The following is a 22,964-nucleotide window of genomic DNA, read 5'->3' as shown; positions in this document are numbered from 1 at the left end:
TTACCGAAAGTCGCGCGTCTTGACCCGCACGACCTCCTCGGGATCCATGCCGGCGGCATGCGGTGGCCGGTAGCTGTCGCGCGGACCAGGGCGCCACCCTGCATCGCCGCGATCGGGCGCACCGGCGTGGCGGGCCCCGTCACCGCGTCCCGTCGAATGCGGGAAGTCCATCTGGCCGACCTTCGCGAGCAGATCGCCATAGTCGATGATGCGGTCGCAGATGACGTGGATGACCTCGCCCTCTTTCTGGACGCGACCCTTCATGCCGATCATCGCCGCCGACATGACGGTGCGGCGCTGCGCCTCGAAGCGGTCGGGCCAGAGAATGCCGTTCGCAATCCCGGACTCATCTTCGATGGTGATGAACAGCACGCCCTTGGCGGATCCCGGCTTCTGGCGGACGAGAATGATGCCGGCGACCTCGACATGGCGGCCATCCTTGATGCGGGCGAGATCGGCGCAGCGAACGAGTCCGCGACGGGCGAGATCGTCGCGTAGAAAGGCGAGGGGATGGGCGCGCAGCGAAAGCTGGAGCGCGCGGTAGTCCTCAACCACCTCGCGACCATCCGACATCGGCTTGAGCGGGACCAGCGGCTCAAGGCCCTCCGGGCTGAATGCCGCCTCTCGGGCATCGGCAGCCGCGAAGAGGGGGAGGGGAGCCTCTCCGAGCCCGCGCACTTTCCACAGGCCCTGGCGCCGATCTTCACCCAGCACCTGGAACGCGTCCGCCTCGGCCAATCGTTCGATCGCAGCGCGGGGCACGCCCGCCCGTCGCCAGACCTCCTCGACCGACTGGAACGGCGCCTCGCCGCGGGCAGCGACGATCGCAGCACCGTGCACATTGGCCAGGCCGCGAACCTGGCGGAGCCCCAGGCGGACAGCCAGATAACGACCGCGTCCCGGTTCCAGCGTACAGTCCCACCGGCTGGCGTTGATGCAGGCCGGGCGGACCTCCACGCCATGCTCGCGCGCGTCGCGGACCACCTGAGCAGGCGCGTAGAAGCCCATCGGCTGCGCATTGAGCAGGGCTGCGCAGAAGACGTCCGGATGATGATGCTTCATCCAGCAGGAGGCGTAGGCGATCTTCGCGAACGAGGCGGCGTGGCTCTCGGGAAAGCCGTAGGAGCCGAAGCCCTCGATCTGCTTGAAGGTGCGCTCGGCGAAATCGCGCGGGTAGCCGCGGGCGACCATGCCCTCCACGAGCTTGTCGTAGAAATGGCTGACCCCGCCGGTGAACTTGAAGGTTGCCATGGCGCGGCGAAGCTGATCGGCCTCCGACGGGGTGAACCCGGCTCCCACGATCGCGACCTTCATGGCCTGCTCCTGGAAGAGCGGGACCCCGAGCGTCTTCTCGAGAACGGCGCGGAGTTCAGGACGTGGGTAATCCGGCTTCTCGATGCCCTCGCGCCGGCGCAGATAGGGATGAACCATGTCGCCCTGGATGGGACCGGGCCTGACGATCGCGACCTCGATCACGAGATCGTAGAAGCGTTGCGGCTTCATGCGCGGCAGCATCGACATCTGTGCGCGGCTCTCGATCTGGAAGACGCCGAGCGTGTCGGCCTTCTGGATCATGGCATAGACGTCAGGGTCGTCGTCCTGCAGGTCGGCCATGCCGACGCGAACGCCCTTCGCCTCGTCCAGCAGGTTGAAGGCGCGGTTCATGCAGCCGAGCATGCCCAGGCCCAGCACATCGACCTTCATGAACTTGAGGGCGTCGATATCATCCTTGTCCCACTCGATGACCTGCCGGTCGACCATCGCGGCGGGCTCGATCGGGACGAGGTCGTCGAGCCGCTCGTGGGTCAGCACGAAGCCGCCGGGATGCTGCGAGAGGTGACGAGGCACGCCGATCAGCTTGCGGGCAAGATCGAGCGCCAGCCGCAGGCGACGGTCCTCCAGGTTGAGCCCAAGCTCGTTGACCTGTTTCTCGCCGACGCCTTCCTGGCTCCATCCCCAGACGAGACCGGCGAGCGCCTTGGTCAGGTCCTCGGGCAGACCGAGCGCCTTGCCGACCTCGCGCACCGCGCCGCGCGCGCGGTAGCGGGTAACGACGGCGGTCAGCGCCGAACGGGTCCGCCCATATGTCTCATAGATCCACTGGATGATCTCCTCGCGCCGCTCATGCTCGAAGTCGACATCGATATCGGGCGGCTCACGCCGCTCACCGCTCACGAAGCGCTCGAACAGGAGCTCATGCTTGATCGGGTCGATCGAGGTGACGCCGAGCACGAAGCAGACGCAGCTGTTCGCCGCCGAGCCGCGCCCCTGGCAGAGGATGCCCCGCCGCCGGCTCTCGGCGACGATGCTGTTCACGGTCAGGAAATAGGGTGCGTAGCCGAGCTCGCCGACCAGTCTCAGCTCGTGCGCGATCTGCTTCTGGTAGGGGAGCGGCACGCCGTCCGGGAACATGCGCTCGGCGGCCTCGCGGGTGAGCTGCTCCAGCGCTCCTTGAGCCGTGAGGCCCTTCACCACTTCCTCGTGCGGATACTGGTAGCTGAGCTCGCCAAGGTCGAAGGTGCAGGCGCGCGCGATCGCCTCGGTGGCCGCGATCGCGTCGGGAAAGGCGGCGAACCGTCGCGCCATCTCGTCGGGAGACTTGAGGTGCCGGTCGGCATGACGCTCGCGGCGGTGTCCGAGCGTATCGACCGTGCACTTTTCGCGAATCGCGGTGACGACGTCCTGCAGGAGCCGGGCCTCGGGTGCATGGTACAGCACGTCGCCGGTCGCCACCGCGCGCACGCCGGCTGCCGCTGCCTGCGATGCAAGCTCGTGCAAACGCATCGCGTCGTCGGGGCGCCGCCGGAAGGCCAGCGAACAATAGCCTCGTTGGCCGAAGATCGCCCGCAGCTCTGCCAGGTGATCAGCGGTGACTTGCCCCGGCAGGTCGGGGAGCAGGATGGCGATCAGCCCCTCGCTCCAAGTTACGACATCGCTCCAGCCAAGTGCGCAGCCGCCTTTGCCCGCGCGGGACTTGCCGAGCGTCAGCAGCCGGCTCAGGCGCGACCAGGCGGCGCGGTCCGTGGGGTAGAGGAGCAGCGAGCGACCATCGTCCAGATTGACGCGGCTGCCGGCGATCAGGCGGACGCCGGTCGCCTTCTGCGCCTCCCAGGCGCGCACGACGCCAGCGACACTGCCAAGATCGGCAACACCCAAGGCCTTGTGCCCGAGCAGGGCGCCGGCCGCGAACAGTTCGTCCGGCGACGAGGCACCGCGCAGAAACGAGAAGTGGCTCGTTACCTGGAGCTCGACATAGTTTGCCGGAGCCATCAGCCGAACAGCCCGTGCAGGTACCAGCTGAGGTCGCCGGTCGTGTCGTCCACGCCGTCGCCGCGTCGGAACAGCCAGAAGCGGGCACCGCTCTCGTCTTCGACGCGGAAATAGTCCCGGACCGCCCAGACCTCGCCATCGCGGCGCCACCACTCGCCGTGGATGCGCTCCGGACCGTCCCCTGCCACGACCGCGTGCACCGACCCGCGCCAGGTGAACCGGCGGGGAGGATGATCGGGAAGAAGCGCTATGACGTTGGTCAGCGGCTCAGGCCGGCGCAGCAGCTTCACCGGGCGCTTCCAGGCCGGCCATCCCGGCGGTGTGTCGAGGGGGTGCGAGCGGACGGTGGCGCGCTCAGGCACGTCGCTCTCGATCGATCCGATCGTGAAGAGTGCCTCGGCGCCCGCACGGCCGGCCAGTTGGTCGACGAGCGTGGCGAGATCGGCAGTGCCAGCATCTCCGGCGAGAATGCCGCCGACCGGCGTTGCATCCAGCGGTTCGATCCGGGTCGCGACCAGCCGCATCGTCTCGATGCCGCCACCGGGATCGATGCGTTCGATGCGGAGGTGGAAGAGGTGGGCGAGATGGACGGGATCGCGGGTGGCGCGGACCGTGCCGACGCCGAGCCGCTGCTCGCTCCCGTCGATCCTGTCGAGCAGCAGGACGAGCGATCGTGCGCCGGCTCCACGATCCCGAAGCTGCGCGACGATCATTCCGAGCAGGTCGGCGATCACCTGCTCAATCGCGTCCGCCGTGGCGATCGGTTCCAGCAGTCGTAGCGTCGCGACCGGTGCCTCTTCGGGCACCACCGGTACGATCGGCTCGGCAAGACGTCCGAGCGCCTCGTCGAGCCGTCGAATACTGGCGAGCCCCAGCCGTCGTGCGAGCGGCCCGCGCGGCAGCGGAAGAAGGTCTCCGACCCGTTCCAGGCCGAAGCGGGTTGCGGCGGCGAGCGCCTCGGGCGCAAGCCGCAGGCTGGCGAGCGGTAAGGCTGCGAGCGCCTGGGCCTCATCGCCAACCTCGATCCGCGTGACGGGACCCTCACCGAACCGTGCCAACGCGTGCGCCGCACCCGGCGTCGCTGCCACTGCGATGCGCGCGGTGAGACGGAGGCGACGGCAGAAGCTGATCACGCGTTCGCAGAAGCGCTTCTCGCCGCCGTGAAGGTGCGTGACGCCCGTCAGCTCGAGCCATAGCCCGTCCGGGCCGCTCACTGCCGCAGTCGGTGTCCAGTGCCGGCTCGCGTGAAGGACGAACTGTTCTAGGAACTGCTGATCGGCTTCGGAATCGGCCGGACGGATGTCGAGATCTGGAACAAGCGCGCGCGCCTGAGTGACCGGCATGCCGGGCGCGAGGCCAAGCGCGCGTGCGGCCGGACACGATGCCGCGATCAACTGCCTGTTGCCGACCTGGCTTGCGAGGATCAGCGGGGCTGCCGCCGGTTCTTCCCGCCGCGATGGCGTCGGGGCGGCGGCGAGCGGCGTGTGCTGTCGGCCTCTGAACGGATGCTCCGCGGCTTCCGATCGCCGCCCAAGCTCGCGCATGGTCGGTTGCTGGTGAAGCGCCAGGCGACCTGCTTCTGCAGCGATCGCCGCGCGAGCAGGGTCTTCGCCACGCGCCCAGCGTGCGCCCGGACGCCAGTGACCGCCCCGTGGCACCGAGCAGGCGCCAGGGTCATCGTCGACGGGCAGGGATGGGGTGGCACGCGCCTCAGGCTGCGCGCGCGGTCGCTCTGACCGCCGGAGCCGCTCGATGCTGAGCGCCGGCAGGTAGAGCGAGGCGACCCGTGTCATCGCATGCCTCGACCAGGAGAGAGAAAGGATTGCCGTTCCGCTGTCGGACAAGCTCGACAATCCAGCGAGCCCGGCCGACGCCGGGGGCGGGAAGCTTGCCGGACGGAGCGCAGCTCAGCCGCCAGCGTGTGGTCGCCGCGGAGAGTTCGCTCAAAGGGCAGACGCCCTGCTTGCGCCAGCGCCGGGACAGGAAGGCGGGGGTCCTGCCCGCATCGGCGGCGAGCTGAAGACGCCGGCTTGCGGTCATGTCGGCGCGCCGAACCTCGCCGATGACAGCCGCAAGGCCGCCTTGCCGCAGGCCGTCCTCCATCAGCGCCAGCACGTCACGATCCTCGCGGCCTTCCGCGAAGATGATGTGGCCGGGAGGCAGTCCCGCCTGCTCGAGACCGGGGGCGTACAGATCGAACCGGCTGACCACCCAGAGCACGCGCGAACCGGCGGTTGCCGCAAGCCGGGCGGCAATCCCTGCGGTGAAGAGGGTCGTCGCCGCCTCGTCGTTGAGAGACGGAGAGGCGGGTGCCGTTTCGTGCAGGGCCGCGCCGTCCAGTCCGCCGTCGGCAAGGCGGGTATCGATCTCGTCCAGCAGAAACGGAACGGCTGCGGTGGTACGCGGACGCGCGTCTGCGATCGTGTCCCGCTGGTGCGATAGAAGCTCGGATCGGGTAACGGCGTCAGGCATCGGCAGAATCGACTCATGCGTTCCCTTTATGTTCCCGCCATCGGCGGCGCGGGTCAAGGTTCGGATTCAGCATCAGCCCTGAGCACAGTGCTAAGGGCGAGGGGCGGACCGGGATCCGTCTTGCGGCGTTCAGCCCGGCATGAACCAGGACGACGAACGCTGGATGCGCCGCGCGATCGAGATCGCGCGCTCTAAAGGATCGGACCCATCGAACTCGCCGCTCGGCTCGGTGATCGTCCTTGCTGGCCGTGAGATTGCAGGTGAGCGCAACCAGACCGAGGAACTGCCTGATGCTACCGCGCATGCCGAGATGATGGCCATCCGTCGGGCCTGTGAGGGTACGGGCGACATGGAGCTGCGGGGCGCAACCCTCTACTCGACGCTGCAACCCTGCGGCATGTGCACGATGGCATCGATCTGGTCGAAGGTCGGCCGCGTAGTCTACGGTGCCGGCCGAGACGATGTCCATGCGATGTACTTCGAAACGAAGCATGTCGACACGTTGTCGTTCATCGCGGACGCGTATCGCGACGATATCGTGATCGAAGGCGGGTGTTTGCGTGAGGAATGCGCCGCGCTCTACTATCCGCCCGATGCAGATCTCTCTACCGACGAGCAGGCGAACCTGTGAGCGAGCCGGAGATATGGGCGTTTGAACCTAACGGCTGGGTACCGAACAGCGAACTGCCGGTGCTGGTCTGGCGAAATGTCGTGCCGGTCGGGGATCCTGACGCGATCGAGGCAAGGCTGTGTCAGAATGGATGGCGGCCAGACTGGCGCGACGGCGTCTATCCCTATCATCACTATCATTCGACCGCGCACGAGGCGCTCGCGTGCACAAGCGGTTCGGCTGAACTGATGCTGGGTGGCGAAGGCGGTCGACAGGTTCACGTCGCGGCAGGTGATCTGCTCGTCCTGCCGGCTGGGACGGGCCATTGCCGGATCAAGGCCAGTGGCGACTTCCTTCTGGTTGGTGCCTATCCGCAGGATCAGGATTGGGACATTTGCCGCGAGGCTCCGGACGAGGCGGCGCTTGCGCGTATTGCGGCCGTCCCACTGCCCCGGGCCGATCCGGTCGAGGGTGCGGGAGGTGCGCTGATGAGGCATTGGGGCGCAAGGCCATGATCGACATCAACACGGCTTCGGCAGCGGAGATCGACGCGGTCCCGCAGCTGAAAGGCCACGGCTTCGAGATTGTCCGCTACCGTGAGGACCGCGGAAGGTTCGAGGCACTCCGACAGCTTGAAGAGGTTCCCGGCATGGCCGGAAACGTCGTCGGGCTCGAGGGCGCAATCAACTTCGGCTGACCTCAGGCTCGTCCGACAACAGCGACCAAGGGATCGCCTGCTGCGCCGTCGGCGAGAAGATGCGCCTCGACGTCCTGGAAGCCGGCCCGGTCGAGGTAGAGCCTGATCAACGCTGCCTGGCCGTTCATGTCGAGAGCGCGCCAGATCGCCACTGCCTTGGTCGGAAAGCAGCGGTTAGAGAAGCTGGCGATGGCTCGGCCACCTGGCACGAGAAGGCGCTTGATCTCGCGGAAGACAGCCAGCGGATGCTGCAGATATTGCACGCCCACGCACACCAGCACCGCGTCGAGCGATTGATCAGGCTCGGGCAGGCGGGTGTCCAGGTTGAGATCCTGGACGAACCATCGCTGGAGGCGCGGATTGGCCGCCAGCTCCTCGGCGTTCATGCCATGGCCGACCACCTCGACTGCGAGATCATCGGGAAGGTGGCTGACCCAACTCGACATGAGGTCCAGCACGCGATCACCTGCGTACAGCTGCGATGCATAGAACGCGGCCAAGGCCCTAATGGCCTCCTCGTCGATATGCGTGACCAGTCGGGCGGGCGCGTAGAAGTCGAGATCAGCCGTGCCGTCACCCTTGGCGAACGCCCCAGATGGTAAGCCCAGTGCTTCGGCATCGGTCATGCGTCTCGCTCCAGGCTCGCGTATCAATCGTTGTAACTGGTGTTCCGCGCCAGGCGATGGTTCTGGTCGGGCGCACCATCGGTCCACCACACCGAGCCGCGATCGCCCAGCGCAACCTTCACTGCGTGAACCCGGCCACGGGCTGCCAAGAGCGCTATAGAATCTTGGCTGCGGAGCGCGGCGCCGACAGCGCTACGAGCGCCCATCAGTTCAGCGATGAGTGCCGTCCGCCGCGCATTACCAAGTGCCGGGTTGGCGCGGCGCCACAGCCGGCCGCGCGCGACGATGTAGCGACCGTCTGGCGTGACCGGAGGAAAGATGCCGGTGATGGCATCTCGCTCTCCGACAGATGCAGCAGTTCGTGCATGTTGTGCCAGCGGCTGATCGACAACGCTTGTCATATCGGTCGGGGTCGACATCATGCTGTAGATGACGCTCTTACGACCGCGACGTTCCGGGGCTTTAGCAGGTGTGCGCTGAGCCGCCGCTGCGACGCTCCGACTGGTCTCGATCAGATATTGCCGTTCACGTGTATTGGTCCGAACGTCCGGATCTGACGGAAGCCGCCGATCGCCAAGATCAGGGCCAGAGATCAGCAACACTTCGATTTGCCTATCGTTTGTTGCGCTGTCTGCAGCCCGTAGTCCGCGAGCCAGTACGTCAGAACGCTGGTGGCGGGTTGCTCGACCGCTATCAAGCCGCCATCACGGTACGCTGCCATTCAGTCGGACCGCAACGCACGAGGGTCAACCAAGTGGACTTGGTGAAGCAGAGCCCGCTGCTATCGGAAGCGAATAGGTCACGCGGACGGCGCCGGCGAAACCGATCCCGGACAAGCCGGCGAGCATCATCGCACCGAGCTTGCGGACGCCGCCGGGGCGGCGCACCTCGAAGTCGAGATTGGGATCATGCCGGACGAACTCGGGCGCGATACACCGGTCCCACCAAGCTTCGTCGAGGTCCCGGAAGGCAGGGAAGTAGACGGCCTTCACGGGATCGTACTCCGATCAGATCCTAAATGAGGCGCGGGCGCCGAGTGCGGTAACGAGGCCGAAACCGACATGGTTCAGCGTGTGCATGGCAATCGTTTTCACATCCGACCGCCACTCGGGCTGCTTGAGCCCGAGCAACGGTCCAACGATCCAGTGGGCGACCGCGTAGAAGGCGAGGCTGAAGCCGATCCCACTTGCCAGAATGGGTGCGTCCTCGTCGACCGCCGTAAGGGCTGCGTCCTCGTCGACCGCCGTCGCGTAGCCGGCGCCCGCGACCGCCGACAGGGCCAGGTGACCGCCCTGTATGATCGCCTGCTCGCGCGCGTCAGAGACGGTGTCGGCAGCGGGCAAGGCCAGTCCGACGCGCTCGGCGCCGGTCCCTTCGAGGTCGGCCAGTTCGGATGGCAGCCGCTCTTGCTCTCACCCGCCATCGGCATGGCGGTGATGTCCAGTCCGGCGATCAATCCGCCCGCGACGGCACCGGCGAGGCGTGCCGGACTACTGTAGTTGCTTATGCCGGCACCTCGGCGATGTCCGCCTGGCGGGCCGGCGTCACTCCGTTCTCGTGCTGCCGGAATGCGGCGAGCGCGCGGTAGACTTGCAGCCGCGCCCGCATCACCGATCCGAGCGGCCGGTGCGCAAGCAGGCTGTTTGCCGGACGGAAGGTCATCTCCTCGTCGAAGTAGCGCTGGCGCGCGGCGCTGTAGGCGTCCTGCGCCGGCAGACGGATCGTAGCGACCGTGCGGTAGGGACTCTCCGTCACTGGCCAGTCCACAGACGCGTCCTCGATCGGCTGCCTGTCGGCATCAGTCCAGAGCTGCGCCCGCAGTTCGAAGACGACCTCATTGTCGCGGAAGAAGGCGGTCGCGGCATGGCGGAAGCCGTCCTCGTCCTCTTTCGGGTCGAGCCGCCAGTCCTTGAGCGCGGCCTGGGCCGGCGTCGCCGGGAAGGCGCCGAGCTTGGCGACATGATCGCCGAAGCGGATCGGCGCCTGGCTAAAGTACGGATCGGCGAGCGGATGGCTGAACGGATGACCGAAGAAGTCGGCCATCGGGCTTTCAGTGCCGACCGCGTGCAACAGGCGATTGAAGTTGCGCGCGGCCGACGAAACCGCGCTCTTGGCTCCCTCTGGGAGAGCGGACGATTTGCCGATCACCGTGCCGTCGCGGAGGAAGCCCTTGGCGGTGCCGGACGGGAAGGTGGTGCCGGTCGCCAGCACGAAGTCCTGCGTCTCGGTATTGTGCTCGGGCAGTTTCTCGCCGGGCACGTCATAGACCTTGATCGCCATGCCGCGATGGGTGGAGACACGGTCACCGAGCGTCTCACCAGGACCCTGTGCGAAGCGGACAGCTACCGGATGGGTCCCGGGGGTGGCGAACAGCCCCTGCGCCAGTTCGGGCGGCAGGTCAGCGGGAATCTCCAGCATACCCATGACCAGCGCGCTCGACTTGGCATGGCTTGCGCGCACGGCGTGATGCTCGCGCTGCTCCACCGTTTCGCTCTGCTGCGTCATGCCGCGGATGATGCCGTCTATCGTCTCCTGCTCGCCTGCCTCGGGCTGCTCGATCTCGAGACGGTAGTTAAGATAGGTCATCGGCACCTCAGCGCGTCGGTTTGAAGGAGAAGAGCTCGGTCCTGAGCGCGGGCGGCGCGCCGGGCTTAAACCACATCGAGTCCTGGATGTGGCTGGCGGTCACGTAGAGCGTACCGTCCGCGCCCTCGGCCATGGTGTCGGGCCAGCGCAGCCGGCGGTCGGTCAGAACCGTCTCCACGATGGCGCCGTTCAGCCGCTTGACCGAATAGTCGGTCGGCGAGGTCAGGTAGAGCGTGCCTGCCTTGCTCATCCAGATGCCGTCGGTCACCTGGGTGCGCGCGACCGTCCTGACCGCGAGCTGCCGCTCCTTTTCGCCGATCTCCTGGCGCAGCAGGCCTGTGTCGATCGAGTAGAGCGTCTGCCCGGTCAGCGCCTGCCAGTAGAGCGTCCGGCCGTCGTTCGAGATGGCGATGCCGTCGGCGGCGAACATCGGTTGGCGACCGTCGGGTCGCCGCAGAGGCTTGCCGTCGAGCATGACCTTGACCGTCTTGTCGACCTGCGTGGTCGGGCTGCCATCGAGAGCGCGCCACGACCGCCCACTCGCCAGGTCGACGATGATGATAGCACCGCGCGTGCCGCTGTCGGTGATGTAGGCGGTGCCGCCGTCGGGCGAGAAGCGGATGTCGTTCAGGTAGGTACCCTGCAACGCGACGTCGCCCGGTATGGCGATCACCTTGGTGACCTGGTTGGTCGCGAGGCTGATCTTCACCAGCTTGGGTGCGCCCTCCAGGATCTTCTCGTTGCCGGGCGCACCGGCGTCGACCACCCAGAGGTTGCCCTGCCCGTCGGGCACGACCGATTGCACGCAGACGAAATGGTCGTTGACCGGCAGCTCGCCCGCGCGCGCGTTGCGCCACTCGTTCCAGCGCGCGTCCGGGTACGCCTTGAGGGAGCCGTCCCGCGCGACTTCGGCCACCGAGATCGGCGCGTCCTCCGTCCAGCGGGGAAAGTTGACGAAGCGGCGACCGTCCGCGCTCACGGCAACTCCGGTCACCTGATGGTCGAAGGTAGCGACGGGTGTCAGGGATTGTCCGAAGGCGGGCACGGCCACCGCGACGCCGGCAACGCTGGCCAGCAGTGCGAGCAGTTTCATGCAGTCTCTCTCCTCATTGTGGTTCGCCGCTGGCGGCAGGAAGGGATCATGGCCGCGTGCCGTCGAGGAACGCGACCAGCAGGTCGGCCACCTCCGCTGGAGCCTCACGCTGCGGAAAATGACCGACGCTGGGCAGACCCACCATCTCGAAAGGTCCGTCGAACTTGGCCGGCACCTTGGCGAAGCTGTCCTGCGCGGTGACTCCGTCGACATGGCCCTTGATGAACAGGGTCGGGAGTGAGAGCTTGGTCATTGCCTTGATCTTCGTCTCGAGCCACTCGCTGCGCGGGTCCGGAGCGGCGTTCTCCCAGCGCGACCTGTAGCTGTGGAGTGTAACGTCGACCCAGTCGGGATTGTTGAACGAGCGCGCGACCTTGCGGAACGTCGTCTCGTCAAACCAGCCCGGCGGTGCCCAGTTCTGCCAGTGGATATGCGCGAAGCCATGCGGGTCGGCGCGGACCGCCTGCGCTCCACGCTCGGTCGCCATGAACCAGTGATACCAGTAGAGCTGCGCCTGGTGGAATGCCGGTGTCGGCATGCCGCCGATCCGCGGCGGCGTGGCGAGCATCGCGATCCGCTCGACCCGTTCGAGCCAGCCGACCGCCAGCGCCTCGGCGATGTTCGAACCCCAGTCATGGCCGATCACGGCCAGCCGCTCGACGCCCAGTGCGTCCAGCAAGGCGATCATGTCCGTCGCGTGAATCGCGCTGTTGCCGGTGCGCGGCACCTCCGCCTCGCGGAACCGGGTGTCGCCGAAGCCGCGAAGCGTCGGCACGATCACCCGTCGTCCCGTGGCAGCGATCACTGGCGCGACCGCGTCCCACGTCGAGGCGTCGTCCGGCCAGCCGTGGAGCAGCAGGACGGGCGCACCGTCGTCCGGCCCGAGGAGCGAACAGGCGAAGTCGAGGTCGCCCGCAGTGATCGTCGGCATAGGAACGTCCCTCAGGCGGTCGGGAACGCGGCGGTATCGTGCATGGGGCAGCCGTTGAACTTCGCGCGGAACTCGGCCGACATCTCATAGGCCTGCCGCCGCGACCGGTTGACCGAGCCGAGTGGTCGGTGCGCGGCGAGCCCGTGCCACGGGCTGAAGAAGGTCTGCTCGTCGACCACCCCGGCGAGATCGGTTCCGAGCGACATCTGCGGCTCGACCGTGATCCGGCCGACGGTGCGATACGGGCTCCTCTCCTCGTCCCACTCGACCGAGGCGTCCTCGACCGGCATCTTCTCGAGGTCGGTGTTGAGCTGGACGCGAAGCTCCCAAGTCCCGCCCTGCTCGATGATCGTCTCCCGGATCACCTCGCGCAAGGCGTCGGGGCGGTCGGTCGTGTTCACCCGGTCGCCCGTCAGCTGCGTCAGGTTCGGCGACACCGGCACCAGCGCGAACTTGGCGATGTGGTCGCCGTACCGAAACGGCACCTGACTGTAATAGCTGTCGCCGAGCGGGTGGGTGATCGGTGTGCCGCCCATGGTCGAGATCATCGCGCTCTTGCCGCCGACCGCCTCGATGGCGTTCTCGACGCCGCGGAGCGTCGCCGAGAGCAGCTTCTTCGCCCACTCCGCCTTGTCGGTCGTGGCCGCGAGCTGCTTCAGGCTGCCGAGGAAGGCCTTGGCGTCGGGCGCGGCGAACGCGGGTGCGTTGACGAGGATGAGGTTCTGGGTCGTCTCGCCGGCCGAGTCCGGCAATCGCTCGCCCTCGACGTCGAGGATCTTGAGCGCGAGCCCGCGCGGCGCGGACACGGAATCGTCCAGGAGATCGCCGGGATTGGTCGAGAAGCGCATCAGCACGCGATAACGCCCGGCGCCCGCGAACAGGCCCTGCGCCAGTTCGGGTGGAAGAGCCCCGTCGATCTCCAGCTCGCCCGACAGGATTCCATGCGCCTTCGCGTGAACGCTGCGGACCGCATGTCCATAGTCCTGCGACGTCGTCTCCGTGATCGACCGCATGGTGTCGATCAGGTCACGGTGGACCTGCTCCTCGTTGTCGATCGGCTTCTCGACGGCATCGCTGTAGCGGACTGGACTGGCGGTCATTGCGTGGTCCTCTTGTTCTTCGTTGCTTCATCGAGACGTGGGCCGCGGCGGCCGTGCCGCAGCCCGGCCGGGTCACATCGACTTCAGCATCTCGATGTGCTGCTGGACCACCGGCACGATCGCGCCGGCGGCGGTTTTCAGCGCCGGTGCGGTGCCCTCGGCGGCATAGGCCTGCTGCACGTTCAGCGCCTGATTGTGCGATGCCTTCTGCTGCGCGACATAGGCCATGTCGCGTGCAGGCCCTGCCTCCGCCCGCAACTGGGCGACCAGTTCCGTCTGGAGCGGATTGAGGTGCGGCGACGGCGCCTTGACCCGCGACTTGGCGGCGGCGGCCTTCACGTCGGCGGTGCTCTTCGCGTGGTGCGCGATCATCATCTGCGCGAAGGACCGCACCTTGGGATCCTTGGTGCTCTCCAGCACGATCTGGCTGGAGGTGCGCTCGTACAGGTCGCTTGCGCCCGCAGTCGCGACGAATTCGGTAGGGGTCATCACCTGGGCCGCGGCGGGCGCGGCGACGACGAGCGTGGAAGCGAGAAACAGCAGGGTCTTCATGTTGGTCTCCCGGGAGGACCGGCCGCGCGGACCGCGTGGCCGGCTCGGATCACTTGGCGAGCGAGGCCTTCACCCGGCCGATGGCGTAGTTCTCCGCGTCGTAGGCACCGCGGACGACCTTGCCCAAGCCGAAGAACTCGTGCGTCACGCCCGGGAAAGTGCGCTGCTCGACGCGAACGCCTGCGCCCCGCATCGCCTGCGCCAGCGTCTCGCCGTCGGAACGCAGCGGATCGATCTGCGCGTTGACGATCGTCGTCGGCGGCAGCCCGCGCAGGTTCGCCTTGACGAGGTTGATCCGCGGATCCTGCTGGTCGGCCGGCGTGGTCGAATAGTAGTAGCCGAACCACTTCAGCATGGGCGTGTTCAGCGGCTTCGCGTTCGCCGAGTCCCGCTTGGATGGCAGGCCCATGTCGCTGTTGGCGATCGGGTATACCGACAGGATGTGGAGCGGCTGCGTCAGTCCGTTGTCGCGCGCGTAGATCGCGGTCGCCACGGCGAGGTTGCCGCCCGCGCTCTCGCCCGCGAGCACCACCTTCGCCGGGTCACCGCCCCATGAGGCGGCGTTCTGCAGAACCCAGCGATACGCCGCGCTCGCGTCGTCGTGCTGCGCGGGGAACTTGGCTTCGGGTGCATGACGGTACTCGACCGAGACGACCACAGCGTTCAGCTGCTTGGCCATGAGCCGCGGTGTCGCGTCGTAGACGTTGACGTCGGCGATGACCCAACCCCCGCCATGATAGTAGACGACGACCGGCATCGGCGCGCCTGCGGGTGCCGCGGCGGGACGGTAGACCCGCGCATACTGCATCGGGTCCGATCCATAGGCGAGGTCCTGCGTCGTGACGGCCGGATCGGGCGCGGTCGAGACGCCCTGCTTGCGCATCACGGCCTTGGCGCCGTCGGCGGCCGTAGGCTGGATGCGGGCCTTCACCGGCGTCAGCTGCTCGATCGGCTTGGCGCCGAGCGCCATCATGGCGTCGAGTACGGCCTGCATGTCCGCTGCCGGTCTCGCGGGCTGCGCAGCGACGGGCGGCGGGGGTGGAGGCGGTGGCGCGTTGACCGACTGCGGCGACTGGGCAAGCGCGACGGCGGCTCCCGTCATCAGCGTGGTCGCAAGCAGAGCCTTCCACGATCCGGAAGCGACTTTCGACGACATTAAGCATTCTCCCCTGGTGATCAGGGACGAACCGCCGGGCTCGATGCGGGTTGCGTGAGGAAACGAACACAACGTGCGGTTTGGAAAGGCATGAAGTCTTCGGTTCCTGCCGATCGGATTTGGAAAGAAGGAAGGTAAGGGGTGGGGTTAATAGCTGAAATGGCGGGCATCGCATCGGGTCTCGTCCCGAGCGCCGAGGCACCTTTGCAGAAGAAGGTCGGCAATCGCCTGCTGCAGCTGCTTGCGCCGGAGGACTTTCGTCTTCTCGCACCAGGTCTCCAGCAAGTGCCGCTCGAACCCGGCGCGGTCCTGGCCCGAGCGGGCGACCCGATCGAGGATCTCTGCTTTCCCGAAGCGGGCGTGATCGGCTTCGTCGACGTCCTGGACTCCGGGCAGCGGCTGGCGGTGGCGCTGACCGGCAAGGAGGGCTTCGTCGGTTGGCCGCTGCTGCTCGGCAACGATCGTTGGCCGCACGAGGCGGTCGTGCGTGCCGAGCGAGGCACTGCCCTCAGGATCGCCGCAGCGGATCTTCGCGATGCCATGGCAGCGAGCGAACGTATCCGCACCGTCCTGCTTCGCTACACCAGCAGCCTCACCGCGCAGATGACGCGCACGATCGTGTCCAACCTGATCCACCCGGTCGAGCGTCGAACCGCGCGCTGGTTCCTCCTCTACCATGACCGGGTGAGCGGCGACGAGATCGTCATCACGCATGAGGAGCTCGGCGTCATGCTGGGCGTCAGACGGGAGAGCATCACGCAGGCCCTCCATCTGCTCGAGGGCGAAGGCGCGCTGAAGGGATTCCGAGGCCGGCTAATGGTGCGCGATCGTCAGGTGCTCGAACGATTCGCCGGCGAGACGTACGGGTTTGCCGAAGCAGAATATGCTCGCCTGGTCGTCGGCGACGCAAGCGACGCAGGGGAGCGGAGCGATGCCGCGGCGATCTGACGCTGTCCCTCGGCTTGTTTCGGTCCGTGGCATCATGACGAGCGCCGGCGCAGGCGAGCGCTTCAGTGTTGCGCTGCGAGCGCCAGGAGCGGAGCCGAGTGAGCAGTGCGACGTTCTCTCCTGAACGGATCGTCGGAGCGAGCATGCGGGTCAGGGACGTCACGGACTACATGAAGGGCGTCGCCGCCACGCCCGAGCCGCGCAGGGGATCGGACAGCCCGCGACTCGACGAGGCGGAGTTCAAGCGCCGGTTCCGCTCGCAGTACCAGGATGACGGGTACGCGAGTCTGGAGACCGAGCTGGACCGCATCACGCACGCCGCGTGGGATGCTTACCTTCACGAACGCAAGAGCCCGAAGACACGCAAGGCGGGACCGGGCTACGCCGATCCGGACTACGATCTCGCGGTGGACTGGATCGCGGCGAAGGACGCGATCGATGCGGCACAGGCGCGCCACGACGATCCGGACGGTCCATTGCGCATCCTGCTGATCAACGGATCGTCGCGCTCGGAACACACCTTTCCCGGCGAATTGTCGAAGTCGTGGCGCCTCGTCCAGCTCGCGCGCGAGATCGCGGAGGACGCCGGCCACAAAGTCGAGTTCCTCGATCTCAGCCGTCTCGCGTCCGAGTACGGACGGCACATTCACCCGTGCAAGGCGTGCTTCTCGACCGCCGCGGCGCTCTGTCACTGGCCGTGCTCTTGCTATCCGAACTACTCCCTCGGCCAGACGCAGGACATGATGAACGACATCTATCCGCTTTGGGTGGAGGCGCACGGCGTCATGATCGTCACGCCGGTCAACTGGTACAGCCCGACGTCGCCGCTGAAGCTGATGATCGATCGGCTGGTTTGCGCGGATGGCGGCAACCCCGATCCGTCGCTCACCCACGGCAAGGAGGCGAAGGAGGCCAAGCGCGAGGAGCTGAAGGGCTGGGACTATCCGAGCCATCTGAAAGGCAGACTGTTCTCGGTCGTGGTGCACGGTGACGTCGAAGGTGCGGAGAACGTCCGTCGTGGGCTGACGGACTGGATGCGCTTCATGCACATGGAGAGCGCCGGCACGGAGGCCGAGCTCGACCGCTACATCGGCTACTGGAAGCCGTACGCCACCAGCCATGACGAACTAGACCGCGACACGGCGGTCCAGGAGGAGGTCCGCAACGCCGCGCGCACGCTGTGCGAAGCCTTGTCGGCACAGCGTGCCGGCAGGCTGCACCAGTCGGGGCAATCGCTGAAGGAACCGCGGCCGAAGTGAGGCCGATCGCCGCCTCCGTCGTTCGTTGCCGACATACTGCCCGACAGCCCGGACCATCATGATCTCTGACCTGTACCGCACTCCCGACAGCCTTCCTCAGCATCTGCGCTTCCTGGCGGGCGGGGGCGAGGCCACTCGCCTGATCGTCGAGCGCGACTGGACCGGTCACCCGATGGGCCAACCGGAGTCCTGGCCGGACATCCTGAAGTCGAACCTGAGCACGGTGCTCAACTCGCCCGAGTCCATGATCCTGGCATGGGGCACGGACGAGCTCACCTTCTTCTTCAACGAGACCTACTTCCCGCTGCTCGGGCCGCGGCTGGCTTGGGCCATGGGCGCGCCATTCCACGAGGTCTGGGCCGATGCCTGGGCGCAGGCGAAGCCGATCATCGACGACGCCTTCGTCGGGCGTAGCCAGCGCTTCACCGATCTGCCGTGGAAGCTCGACACCGACCGCGGTCAGGCCGACACGTGGTTCACCTTCTCCTACTCGCGCATCCTCGATGCACAGGGGGAGGTGGTCGGGCTGTTCATCCTCACCAACGAGACCACGGACCGCGTCCTGGCCGATGCGGCGTTGAAGCGCAGCCAGGATGAACTCGAAGCCGCCAACCGCCTGCTCGAACAACGGGTGGAGGAGCGGACAGCCGAGCGCGATCGGGTCTGGCAGCTCACCAACGACCTGATGGCGACGGCACGGCTCGACGGCTTCCTCATCCAGGTCAACCCGGCATGGGAGCGGCTTCTCGGCTGGACGGAGGAGGAACTGCTGTCCCGTCCCTTCGTCGAGATCATCGAAGCCGCCGACCATGCGGAAACCGCCGATGTCGTTGCCCGCTTGTCGGCCGGAGAGGTCGTCTCCGGCTTCGTGGACCATGTGCTGCGACGCGACGGCACTGCACGGACGATCATGTGGACGGCGGTGCCCGAGGCGGGCTCCGACTTGTTCTACATAATCGGTCGCGATCTGACCGAGCAGCACGCCGCGGAGGACGCGCTGCGGCAGGCGCAGAAGATGCAGGCGGTCGGCCAGCTGACGGGTGGCCTGGCGCATGACTTCAACAATCTGCTGACCGGCATGATGGGCAACCTCGAGCTGCTTCAGCTGCGGCTCACGAGCGGTCGGCTGGAGGATCTCGACCGCTTCGTGCTCGCCGCTCAAGGTGCTGGTCGCCGCGCCGCCGCGCTGACGCAGCGACTGCTCGCCTTCTCCCGCCGCCAGACGCTCGATCCGCGCCCCGTCGACGTGAACCGGCTCGTTGCAGGCATGGAGGACCTCATCCGTCGCACGATCGGTCCCGCCAACACGCTGGAGGTCGTCGGCGCAGGTGGGCTGTGGACCGCCAACATCGACGCGGGTCAGCTCGAGAACGCGATCCTCAACCTCTGCATCAACGCGCGCGACGCGATGCCCGAGGGTGGCCGGATCACGATCGAGACGGCCAACAAGTGGCTGGACGAGCGTACCGCCCGATCGCGCGACCTGGAGCCGGGGCAGTATCTGTCGGTGTGCGTCACGGACACGGGAACCGGCATGGACGAGGCAACGGTGCAGCGCGCCTTCGAGCCCTTCTTCACGACCAAGCCACTGGGACAGGGCACCGGTCTCGGTCTCTCGATGATCTATGGCTTCGCCCGTCAGTCCGGCGGTCAGGTGCGGATCTATTCCGAAGTCGGCATTGGCACGACCATGTGCATCTACCTGCCACGTCACCTTGGCGACGAGCCCGACGAACTGGATGACGAGACCGTGTCGGCAACGGCAGCGTCCGGCGGCGGTACGGTTCTGGTGGTGGACGACGAAGCGACGATCCGCCACCTGATCGACGAGATCCTGGACGATGCCGGGTACACCGTCATCAACGCGGCGGATGGTGCGGCCGGCATCAAGGTGCTGCAGTCCGGAGCCCAGATCGAGCTGCTAATCACCGACGTCGGGCTGCCCGGCGGGATGAACGGGCGCCAGGTGGCCGATGCGGCGCGCCACCTGCGTCCCGGCCTGAAGGTCCTGTTCATCACGGGCTACGCCGAGAACGCGGCCGTCGGCAACGGTCATCTGGAGCCCGGCATGGAGCTGCTGACCAAGCCGTTCTCGCTTGAAGCGCTGACCGCCAAGGTCGGTGAGATGATGCGGAGACGTTGACTCTGGCCGATCCGATGGCGTCCTCCCGGTCTTGCTGCTAAGTGACGGAAATCGCCGGTAGCCGGGGGGCGGCGGCGATCCCGATCCATCATCCCTCCGCTCAAGCAGTGACTCGACCCTGTGCCGACCGATCAGCAGTCATCTGGCGAACAGCCCGGAGCCGATGAATCCGACCGCCTGGCGGCCCTGCGTCGCCATGACATCCTGGACACCCCTGCGGACCGCAGGTTCGATCGGATCGTGGCGCTGGTGCAGAACATCTGCCGGGTGCCCATTGCGCTCGTGAGTCTCGTCGACGTCGATCGGCAGTGGTTCAAGGCGAAGGGCGGGGTCGCGGTCGATCAGACCGCGCTCGACACGTCGGTCTGTGCGCTCGCGATCCGTCAACGCGACGTCTTCCAGATCGAGGATCTCGCCGGCGACCCACGGACCGCCGGCATGTCGCTGGTCACCGGCGAGCCGTACCTCCGCTTCTACGCCGGCGCACCGCTGGTGACGGGCGACGGGCAGGCGCTCGGCAGCCTGTGCGCCATCGATACGGTGCAGCGTCCCGGCGGCCTGGACGAAGCGCAGGTGGAGGCGCTCTTGCTTCTGGCCGAGCAGGTGGTCGAGCTGATCGAGAACCGCGAGGCGATCGAGAGCCGCACCAACGCGATGGCGCTCGACCAGGCGGAGCGCCGCGTCCGCGAGGGCGAGGAGCGCTACCACGCGATCGTCGACTCGGCGATCGACAACGCGATCATCGCCATGGACGCGGACGGCTGCGTGACCAGCTGGAGCAAGGGCGCGGAGCGCATCTTCGGATGGACCGAGGCCGAGATGCTCGGGCACAACGCCGAACGGTTCTTCACTCCCGAGGATCGAGAGAAAGGCGTGCCCGCGCGGGAGTTTGCCGTGGCGCAGGCCGAAGGTCGCGCCTCGGACGAGCGTTGGCACCTGCGCAAGGACGGCACCCGCTTCTACGCTCATGGGGCGATGACGCCGTTGAAGGGCGCGCAGGAGCCCGGCTTCGTCAAGGCCGTGCGCGACGTCACGCGCGAGCACGAGACGCGGCAGGCTCTCGGGCAGGCGAACCGGCATGCGGAAGTGATCACCGCCGCCGCACGTCTCGGCACGTTCAACTACGACGTGCAGCAGGGCGTGCTGACCTGGGACGACGGATGTCGTGCTCTGTTCGGGCTCCCGCCCGGTGCGCCGGTCACCTACCAGGAGGCCTTCATCAAGGGCGTCCACCCTGAGGATCGCGAGCGCGCCGATGCGGCGGTGGACGCGGCGCTCGATCCGAGCGGGGACGGCGTGTTCGAGGTGGACTACCGCACCATCGGGATCGAGGACGGCAGGCTCCGCCACGTCGCGGCACGCGGTCAGACCTACTTCGTGGAAGGTCGAGCGGACCGCCTGCTCGGCACGGTGCAGGATGTGACCGCAGCCCGTATTGCAGAGGCGCAGCTGGCGGAGACCGCGCAGCGGTTGCGACTGGCGAACCGGGCGACGAACGACGCGATCTGGGACTGGGATCTCGTCCGCGATCACGTCACCTGGAACGAGGCGATCGAGCAGGCGCACGGGTATCAGCTGGCCAAGGTCGAGCCGATCGGCGCATGGTGGATCGGGCACATCCATCCGGATGATCGCGCGCGCATTGATGCTAGCATCCACGCCGTCATAGACGGTGGCGCGACGGACTGGACCGACGAATACCGCTTCCTCAGGGCGGACGGCAGCTATGCCGACATACGCGATCGCGGCTACGTCATCAGGGACGAGGCCGGGCGGCCTGTCCGCATGATCGGGGCGATGCTCGACCAGACCGAGCGCATGAGCATCGAGCGGCAGCTGCGCGACCAGGCGGACGAGCTCGCGGGTCAGGTCGCCGCTCGTGCCGCCGAGGTGGAACGGTTGTGGACCGCATCGCCGGACCTGCTCGTCGTCATGGACGCGGCCGGGACCTACCGTCGTCTGAACCCCGCATGGAAGACCATGCTCGGCTACGAGGAAGCCGAGCTGGTGGGTAGGGACGCGGTCTTCCTGTCCCATCCCGACGACAAGGATCAGAGCAGGCGCGCCCTGGGCGTCGCGCAGGTCGGTGAGCTGCCTGCTTACGTCATGAGGATCCGCCACAAGGACGGGTCGTACCGCTGGGTTTCCTGGGTGGCGGCGCCGAACGAGGACGAGATCTTCGCCATCGGTCGCGACGTGACCGCGGCTCGCGAAGCCGAGGACGCGCTGCGTCAGACCGAGGACGCGTTGCGCCAATCGCAGAAGGTGGAGGCGATCGGCCAGCTGACCGGCGGCGTCGCGCACGACTTCAACAATCTGCTTACAGTGATCCGGGGGTCCATCGACCTGCTGCGCCGGCCCGACCTCAGCGCGGAGAAGCGGACGCGCTACGTCGACGCGATCGCCGACACCGCCGAGCGGGCGACCAAACTGACGGGCCAGCTGCTCGCGTTCGCGCGCCGGCAGACGCTCCAGCCGCAGGTGTTCGACGCAGGCGCCAACGTCACCTCGCTCGTGGAGATGCTCGGCACGTTGACGGGCTCCCGCATCGACGTCGATTACGATCTGCCGACCGAGCCCACGCTGGTCATGGCCGACCCCAGCCAGTTCGACACGGCGATCGTCAACATGGCGGTGAACGCACGCGACGCGATGAACGGTGAAGGCACGCTGACCATCACGGTCCGGAGGACCGACCGCATCCCGGCGCTCAGAAGTCATGCGGCCGTGGAGGGTCCCCATGTGGCCATCTGCGTCACCGATACCGGCACCGGCATCGCGGCCGATCAGATCGACCGCATCTTCGAGCCGTTCTTCACGACCAAAGGCGTCGGCCACGGCACGGGACTTGGCCTGAGTCAGGTCTTCGGGTTCGCCAAGCAGTCGCGGGGTGATGTTCAGGTCGAAAGCCAGGTCGGTCACGGCACCACCTTCGTCCTTTTCTTGCCAATGGCTACCGTTGCATGCCCGCTGGCGGAAGACGAGCGACCTGACATGGCTCCGCTCGCTGTTCATGCCTGTGTGCTCGTGGTCGAGGACAACAGGGAGGTCGGCGAGTTCGCGACTCAGGCGCTCGCAGAGCTTGGGCATGGATCGCATTGGGTCGAAGACGCTCAGGCCGCGCTCGAGGAACTCCACCGATTTCCGGACCGCTACGATGCGGTGTTCACGGATGTCGTCATGCCGGGTCGATCTGGCATCGAACTCGCGGAAGATGTTCGGCGCCTTTATCCGACCATGCCAATCGTGCTCACCAGCGGGTATAGTCACGTGCTCGCCCAGGAGGGAACGAGAGGCTTCAATCTGCTGCGAAAGCCCTATTCGATTGATGAACTCGCTAGCGCACTTGGTCGATCGTCAAGCCAAGTCAGTAAGTTGATGTCCTGACTTCGTCCGCCGTTCATATGAAAGCGGCTTTCCTGTGATCAAAGGAGGCTTATCTCTGATAGGCGAAGCCACAAAGAAGTCGCAAAAAATGTCGTGGAAGGTGTGGAGGTTAGCGGACCTCGGTCGAGTATGTT

The 22,964-nt window shown here is 66.9% G+C and carries 20 protein-coding genes; 7 read left to right on the top strand and 13 right to left on the bottom strand.

Annotated elements, in window-relative coordinates; all coding sequences use genetic code 11:
- The 3 genes from FFS35_RS08100 to FFS35_RS08090 are packed head-to-tail and all read right to left on the bottom strand — an operon-like array spanning position 1 to position 5,742.
- Complete coding sequence (locus FFS35_RS08100) at positions 1-3,270, bottom strand: error-prone DNA polymerase (RefSeq protein WP_137786600.1); 3,270 nt, start codon at positions 3,268-3,270, stop codon at positions 1-3.
- The gene (locus FFS35_RS08095; protein WP_137786599.1) at positions 3,270-5,063 is read right to left on the bottom strand and encodes a DNA polymerase Y family protein; all 1,794 of its coding nucleotides are present in this window, start codon (positions 5,061-5,063) and stop codon (positions 3,270-3,272) included. Before FFS35_RS08095 ends, FFS35_RS08100 begins: the two co-directional genes overlap by 1 nt.
- Positions 4,981-5,742, bottom strand: a complete 762-nt coding sequence (locus FFS35_RS08090; protein ID WP_249341529.1) for a protein ImuA — start codon at positions 5,740-5,742, stop codon at positions 4,981-4,983. Before FFS35_RS08090 ends, FFS35_RS08095 begins: the two co-directional genes overlap by 83 nt.
- A gap of 139 nt (positions 5,743-5,881) precedes the next feature.
- Here FFS35_RS08090 and FFS35_RS08085 point away from each other — a divergent pair, with 139 nt between their 5' ends.
- The 3 genes from FFS35_RS08085 to FFS35_RS08075 are packed head-to-tail and all read left to right on the top strand — an operon-like array spanning position 5,882 to position 7,049.
- Positions 5,882-6,373: a nucleoside deaminase gene (locus tag FFS35_RS08085; RefSeq protein WP_137786598.1), complete on the top strand. Its 492-nt coding sequence runs from the start codon at positions 5,882-5,884 to the stop codon at positions 6,371-6,373.
- Positions 6,370-6,867 carry a cupin domain-containing protein gene (locus FFS35_RS08080; protein WP_249341528.1) on the top strand — a complete coding sequence of 166 codons (498 nt, stop codon included), beginning with the start codon at positions 6,370-6,372 and terminating at the stop codon, positions 6,865-6,867. The genes FFS35_RS08085 and FFS35_RS08080 overlap by 4 nt, the downstream gene beginning before the upstream one ends.
- On the top strand, positions 6,864-7,049 hold the full coding sequence (locus FFS35_RS08075) for a helix-hairpin-helix domain-containing protein (protein WP_137786596.1): 186 nt from the start codon (positions 6,864-6,866) through the stop codon (positions 7,047-7,049). Before FFS35_RS08080 ends, FFS35_RS08075 begins: the two co-directional genes overlap by 4 nt.
- A gap of 2 nt (positions 7,050-7,051) precedes the next feature.
- Here the strand turns inward: FFS35_RS08075 and FFS35_RS08070 are convergent, their stop codons facing one another.
- From FFS35_RS08070 to FFS35_RS08030, 10 genes are all read right to left on the bottom strand, one after another.
- Positions 7,052-7,675 (bottom strand): methyltransferase domain-containing protein, encoded by a 624-nt coding sequence (locus FFS35_RS08070; protein ID WP_137786595.1) that lies wholly within the window; start codon positions 7,673-7,675, stop codon positions 7,052-7,054.
- Positions 7,676-7,698: 23 nt separating this feature from the next.
- Positions 7,699-8,097, bottom strand: a complete 399-nt coding sequence (locus tag FFS35_RS08065) for a hypothetical protein (RefSeq protein ID WP_349290320.1) — start codon at positions 8,095-8,097, stop codon at positions 7,699-7,701.
- A gap of 324 nt (positions 8,098-8,421) precedes the next feature.
- Positions 8,422-8,667, bottom strand: a complete 246-nt coding sequence (locus FFS35_RS08060) for a hypothetical protein (protein ID WP_137786594.1) — start codon at positions 8,665-8,667, stop codon at positions 8,422-8,424.
- A gap of 15 nt (positions 8,668-8,682) precedes the next feature.
- Complete coding sequence (locus FFS35_RS08055) at positions 8,683-9,018, bottom strand: hypothetical protein (protein WP_137786593.1); 336 nt, start codon at positions 9,016-9,018, stop codon at positions 8,683-8,685.
- Positions 9,019-9,178: 160 nt separating this feature from the next.
- The gene (locus FFS35_RS08050; RefSeq protein ID WP_137786592.1) at positions 9,179-10,261 is read right to left on the bottom strand and encodes a catalase family protein; all 1,083 of its coding nucleotides are present in this window, start codon (positions 10,259-10,261) and stop codon (positions 9,179-9,181) included.
- Between the two features lie 7 nt (positions 10,262-10,268).
- Entirely contained in the window at positions 10,269-11,354 is a 1,086-nt protein-coding gene (locus FFS35_RS20300; protein ID WP_171007560.1) for an L-dopachrome tautomerase-related protein, read from the bottom strand.
- A gap of 46 nt (positions 11,355-11,400) precedes the next feature.
- A complete protein-coding gene (locus FFS35_RS20295; RefSeq protein WP_171007559.1) occupies positions 11,401-12,285 on the bottom strand; it encodes an alpha/beta hydrolase in 885 nt (294 codons plus the stop codon).
- Between the two features lie 11 nt (positions 12,286-12,296).
- Positions 12,297-13,385 (bottom strand): catalase family protein, encoded by a 1,089-nt coding sequence (locus FFS35_RS08040; RefSeq protein WP_137786591.1) that lies wholly within the window; start codon positions 13,383-13,385, stop codon positions 12,297-12,299.
- A gap of 72 nt (positions 13,386-13,457) precedes the next feature.
- Positions 13,458-13,937, bottom strand: a complete 480-nt coding sequence (locus tag FFS35_RS08035) for a DUF4142 domain-containing protein (protein WP_249341527.1) — start codon at positions 13,935-13,937, stop codon at positions 13,458-13,460.
- A 49-nt stretch (positions 13,938-13,986) separates the two neighbouring features.
- Positions 13,987-14,931: an alpha/beta hydrolase gene (locus FFS35_RS08030; protein ID WP_249341526.1), complete on the bottom strand. Its 945-nt coding sequence runs from the start codon at positions 14,929-14,931 to the stop codon at positions 13,987-13,989.
- Positions 14,932-15,252: 321 nt separating this feature from the next.
- Between FFS35_RS08030 and FFS35_RS08025 the strand changes: the two genes are divergently transcribed.
- The 4 genes from FFS35_RS08025 to FFS35_RS08010 all read left to right on the top strand — a co-directional run bounded on the left by FFS35_RS08025 (position 15,253) and on the right by FFS35_RS08010 (position 22,830).
- On the top strand, positions 15,253-16,041 hold the full coding sequence (locus FFS35_RS08025) for a Crp/Fnr family transcriptional regulator (protein WP_137786589.1): 789 nt from the start codon (positions 15,253-15,255) through the stop codon (positions 16,039-16,041).
- Between the two features lie 98 nt (positions 16,042-16,139).
- Positions 16,140-17,300, top strand: coding sequence for a flavodoxin family protein (locus FFS35_RS08020; protein ID WP_212742184.1), 1,161 nt, complete (start codon positions 16,140-16,142; stop codon positions 17,298-17,300).
- Between the two features lie 58 nt (positions 17,301-17,358).
- A complete protein-coding gene (locus FFS35_RS08015; protein WP_137786588.1) occupies positions 17,359-19,443 on the top strand; it encodes an ATP-binding protein in 2,085 nt (694 codons plus the stop codon).
- 120 nt (positions 19,444-19,563) lie between these two features.
- Complete coding sequence (locus tag FFS35_RS08010; protein ID WP_137786587.1) at positions 19,564-22,830, top strand: PAS domain S-box protein; 3,267 nt, start codon at positions 19,564-19,566, stop codon at positions 22,828-22,830.
- The last annotated feature ends 134 nt before the right edge of the window (positions 22,831-22,964 follow it).

Source organism: Sphingomonas sp. 3P27F8 (genome assembly GCF_005502745.1).
In the GTDB taxonomy this organism is placed as follows: Bacteria; Pseudomonadota; Alphaproteobacteria; order Sphingomonadales; family Sphingomonadaceae; genus Sphingomonas.
The sequence above is the reverse complement of the archived record's forward strand: the minus strand, read 5'-3'. Positions and strand labels throughout refer to the sequence as shown.

Bases quoted from the DNA above. Each gene is read 5' to 3' on its own strand.
- FFS35_RS08100 (WP_137786600.1), bottom strand. From the start codon at position 3,270: ATGGCTCCGGCAAACTATGTCGAGCTCCAGGTAACGAGCCACTTCTCG.
- FFS35_RS08095 (WP_137786599.1), bottom strand. From the start codon at position 5,063: ATGACACGGGTCGCCTCGCTCTACCTGCCGGCGCTCAGCATCGAGCGG.
- FFS35_RS08090 (WP_249341529.1), bottom strand. From the start codon at position 5,742: ATGCCTGACGCCGTTACCCGATCCGAGCTTCTATCGCACCAGCGGGAC.
- FFS35_RS08085 (WP_137786598.1), top strand. From the start codon at position 5,882: ATGAACCAGGACGACGAACGCTGGATGCGCCGCGCGATCGAGATCGCG.
- FFS35_RS08075 (WP_137786596.1), top strand. From the start codon at position 6,864: ATGATCGACATCAACACGGCTTCGGCAGCGGAGATCGACGCGGTCCCG.
- FFS35_RS08070 (WP_137786595.1), bottom strand. From the start codon at position 7,675: ATGACCGATGCCGAAGCACTGGGCTTACCATCTGGGGCGTTCGCCAAG.
- FFS35_RS08065 (WP_349290320.1), bottom strand. From the start codon at position 8,097: ATGATGTCGACCCCGACCGATATGACAAGCGTTGTCGATCAGCCGCTG.
- FFS35_RS08050 (WP_137786592.1), bottom strand. From the start codon at position 10,261: ATGACCTATCTTAACTACCGTCTCGAGATCGAGCAGCCCGAGGCAGGC.
- FFS35_RS20300 (WP_171007560.1), bottom strand. From the start codon at position 11,354: ATGAAACTGCTCGCACTGCTGGCCAGCGTTGCCGGCGTCGCGGTGGCC.
- FFS35_RS20295 (WP_171007559.1), bottom strand. From the start codon at position 12,285: ATGCCGACGATCACTGCGGGCGACCTCGACTTCGCCTGTTCGCTCCTC.
- FFS35_RS08040 (WP_137786591.1), bottom strand. From the start codon at position 13,385: ATGACCGCCAGTCCAGTCCGCTACAGCGATGCCGTCGAGAAGCCGATC.
- FFS35_RS08035 (WP_249341527.1), bottom strand. From the start codon at position 13,937: ATGAAGACCCTGCTGTTTCTCGCTTCCACGCTCGTCGTCGCCGCGCCC.
- FFS35_RS08030 (WP_249341526.1), bottom strand. From the start codon at position 14,931: ATGCAGGCCGTACTCGACGCCATGATGGCGCTCGGCGCCAAGCCGATC.
- FFS35_RS08025 (WP_137786589.1), top strand. From the start codon at position 15,253: ATGGCGGGCATCGCATCGGGTCTCGTCCCGAGCGCCGAGGCACCTTTG.
- FFS35_RS08015 (WP_137786588.1), top strand. From the start codon at position 17,359: ATGATCTCTGACCTGTACCGCACTCCCGACAGCCTTCCTCAGCATCTG.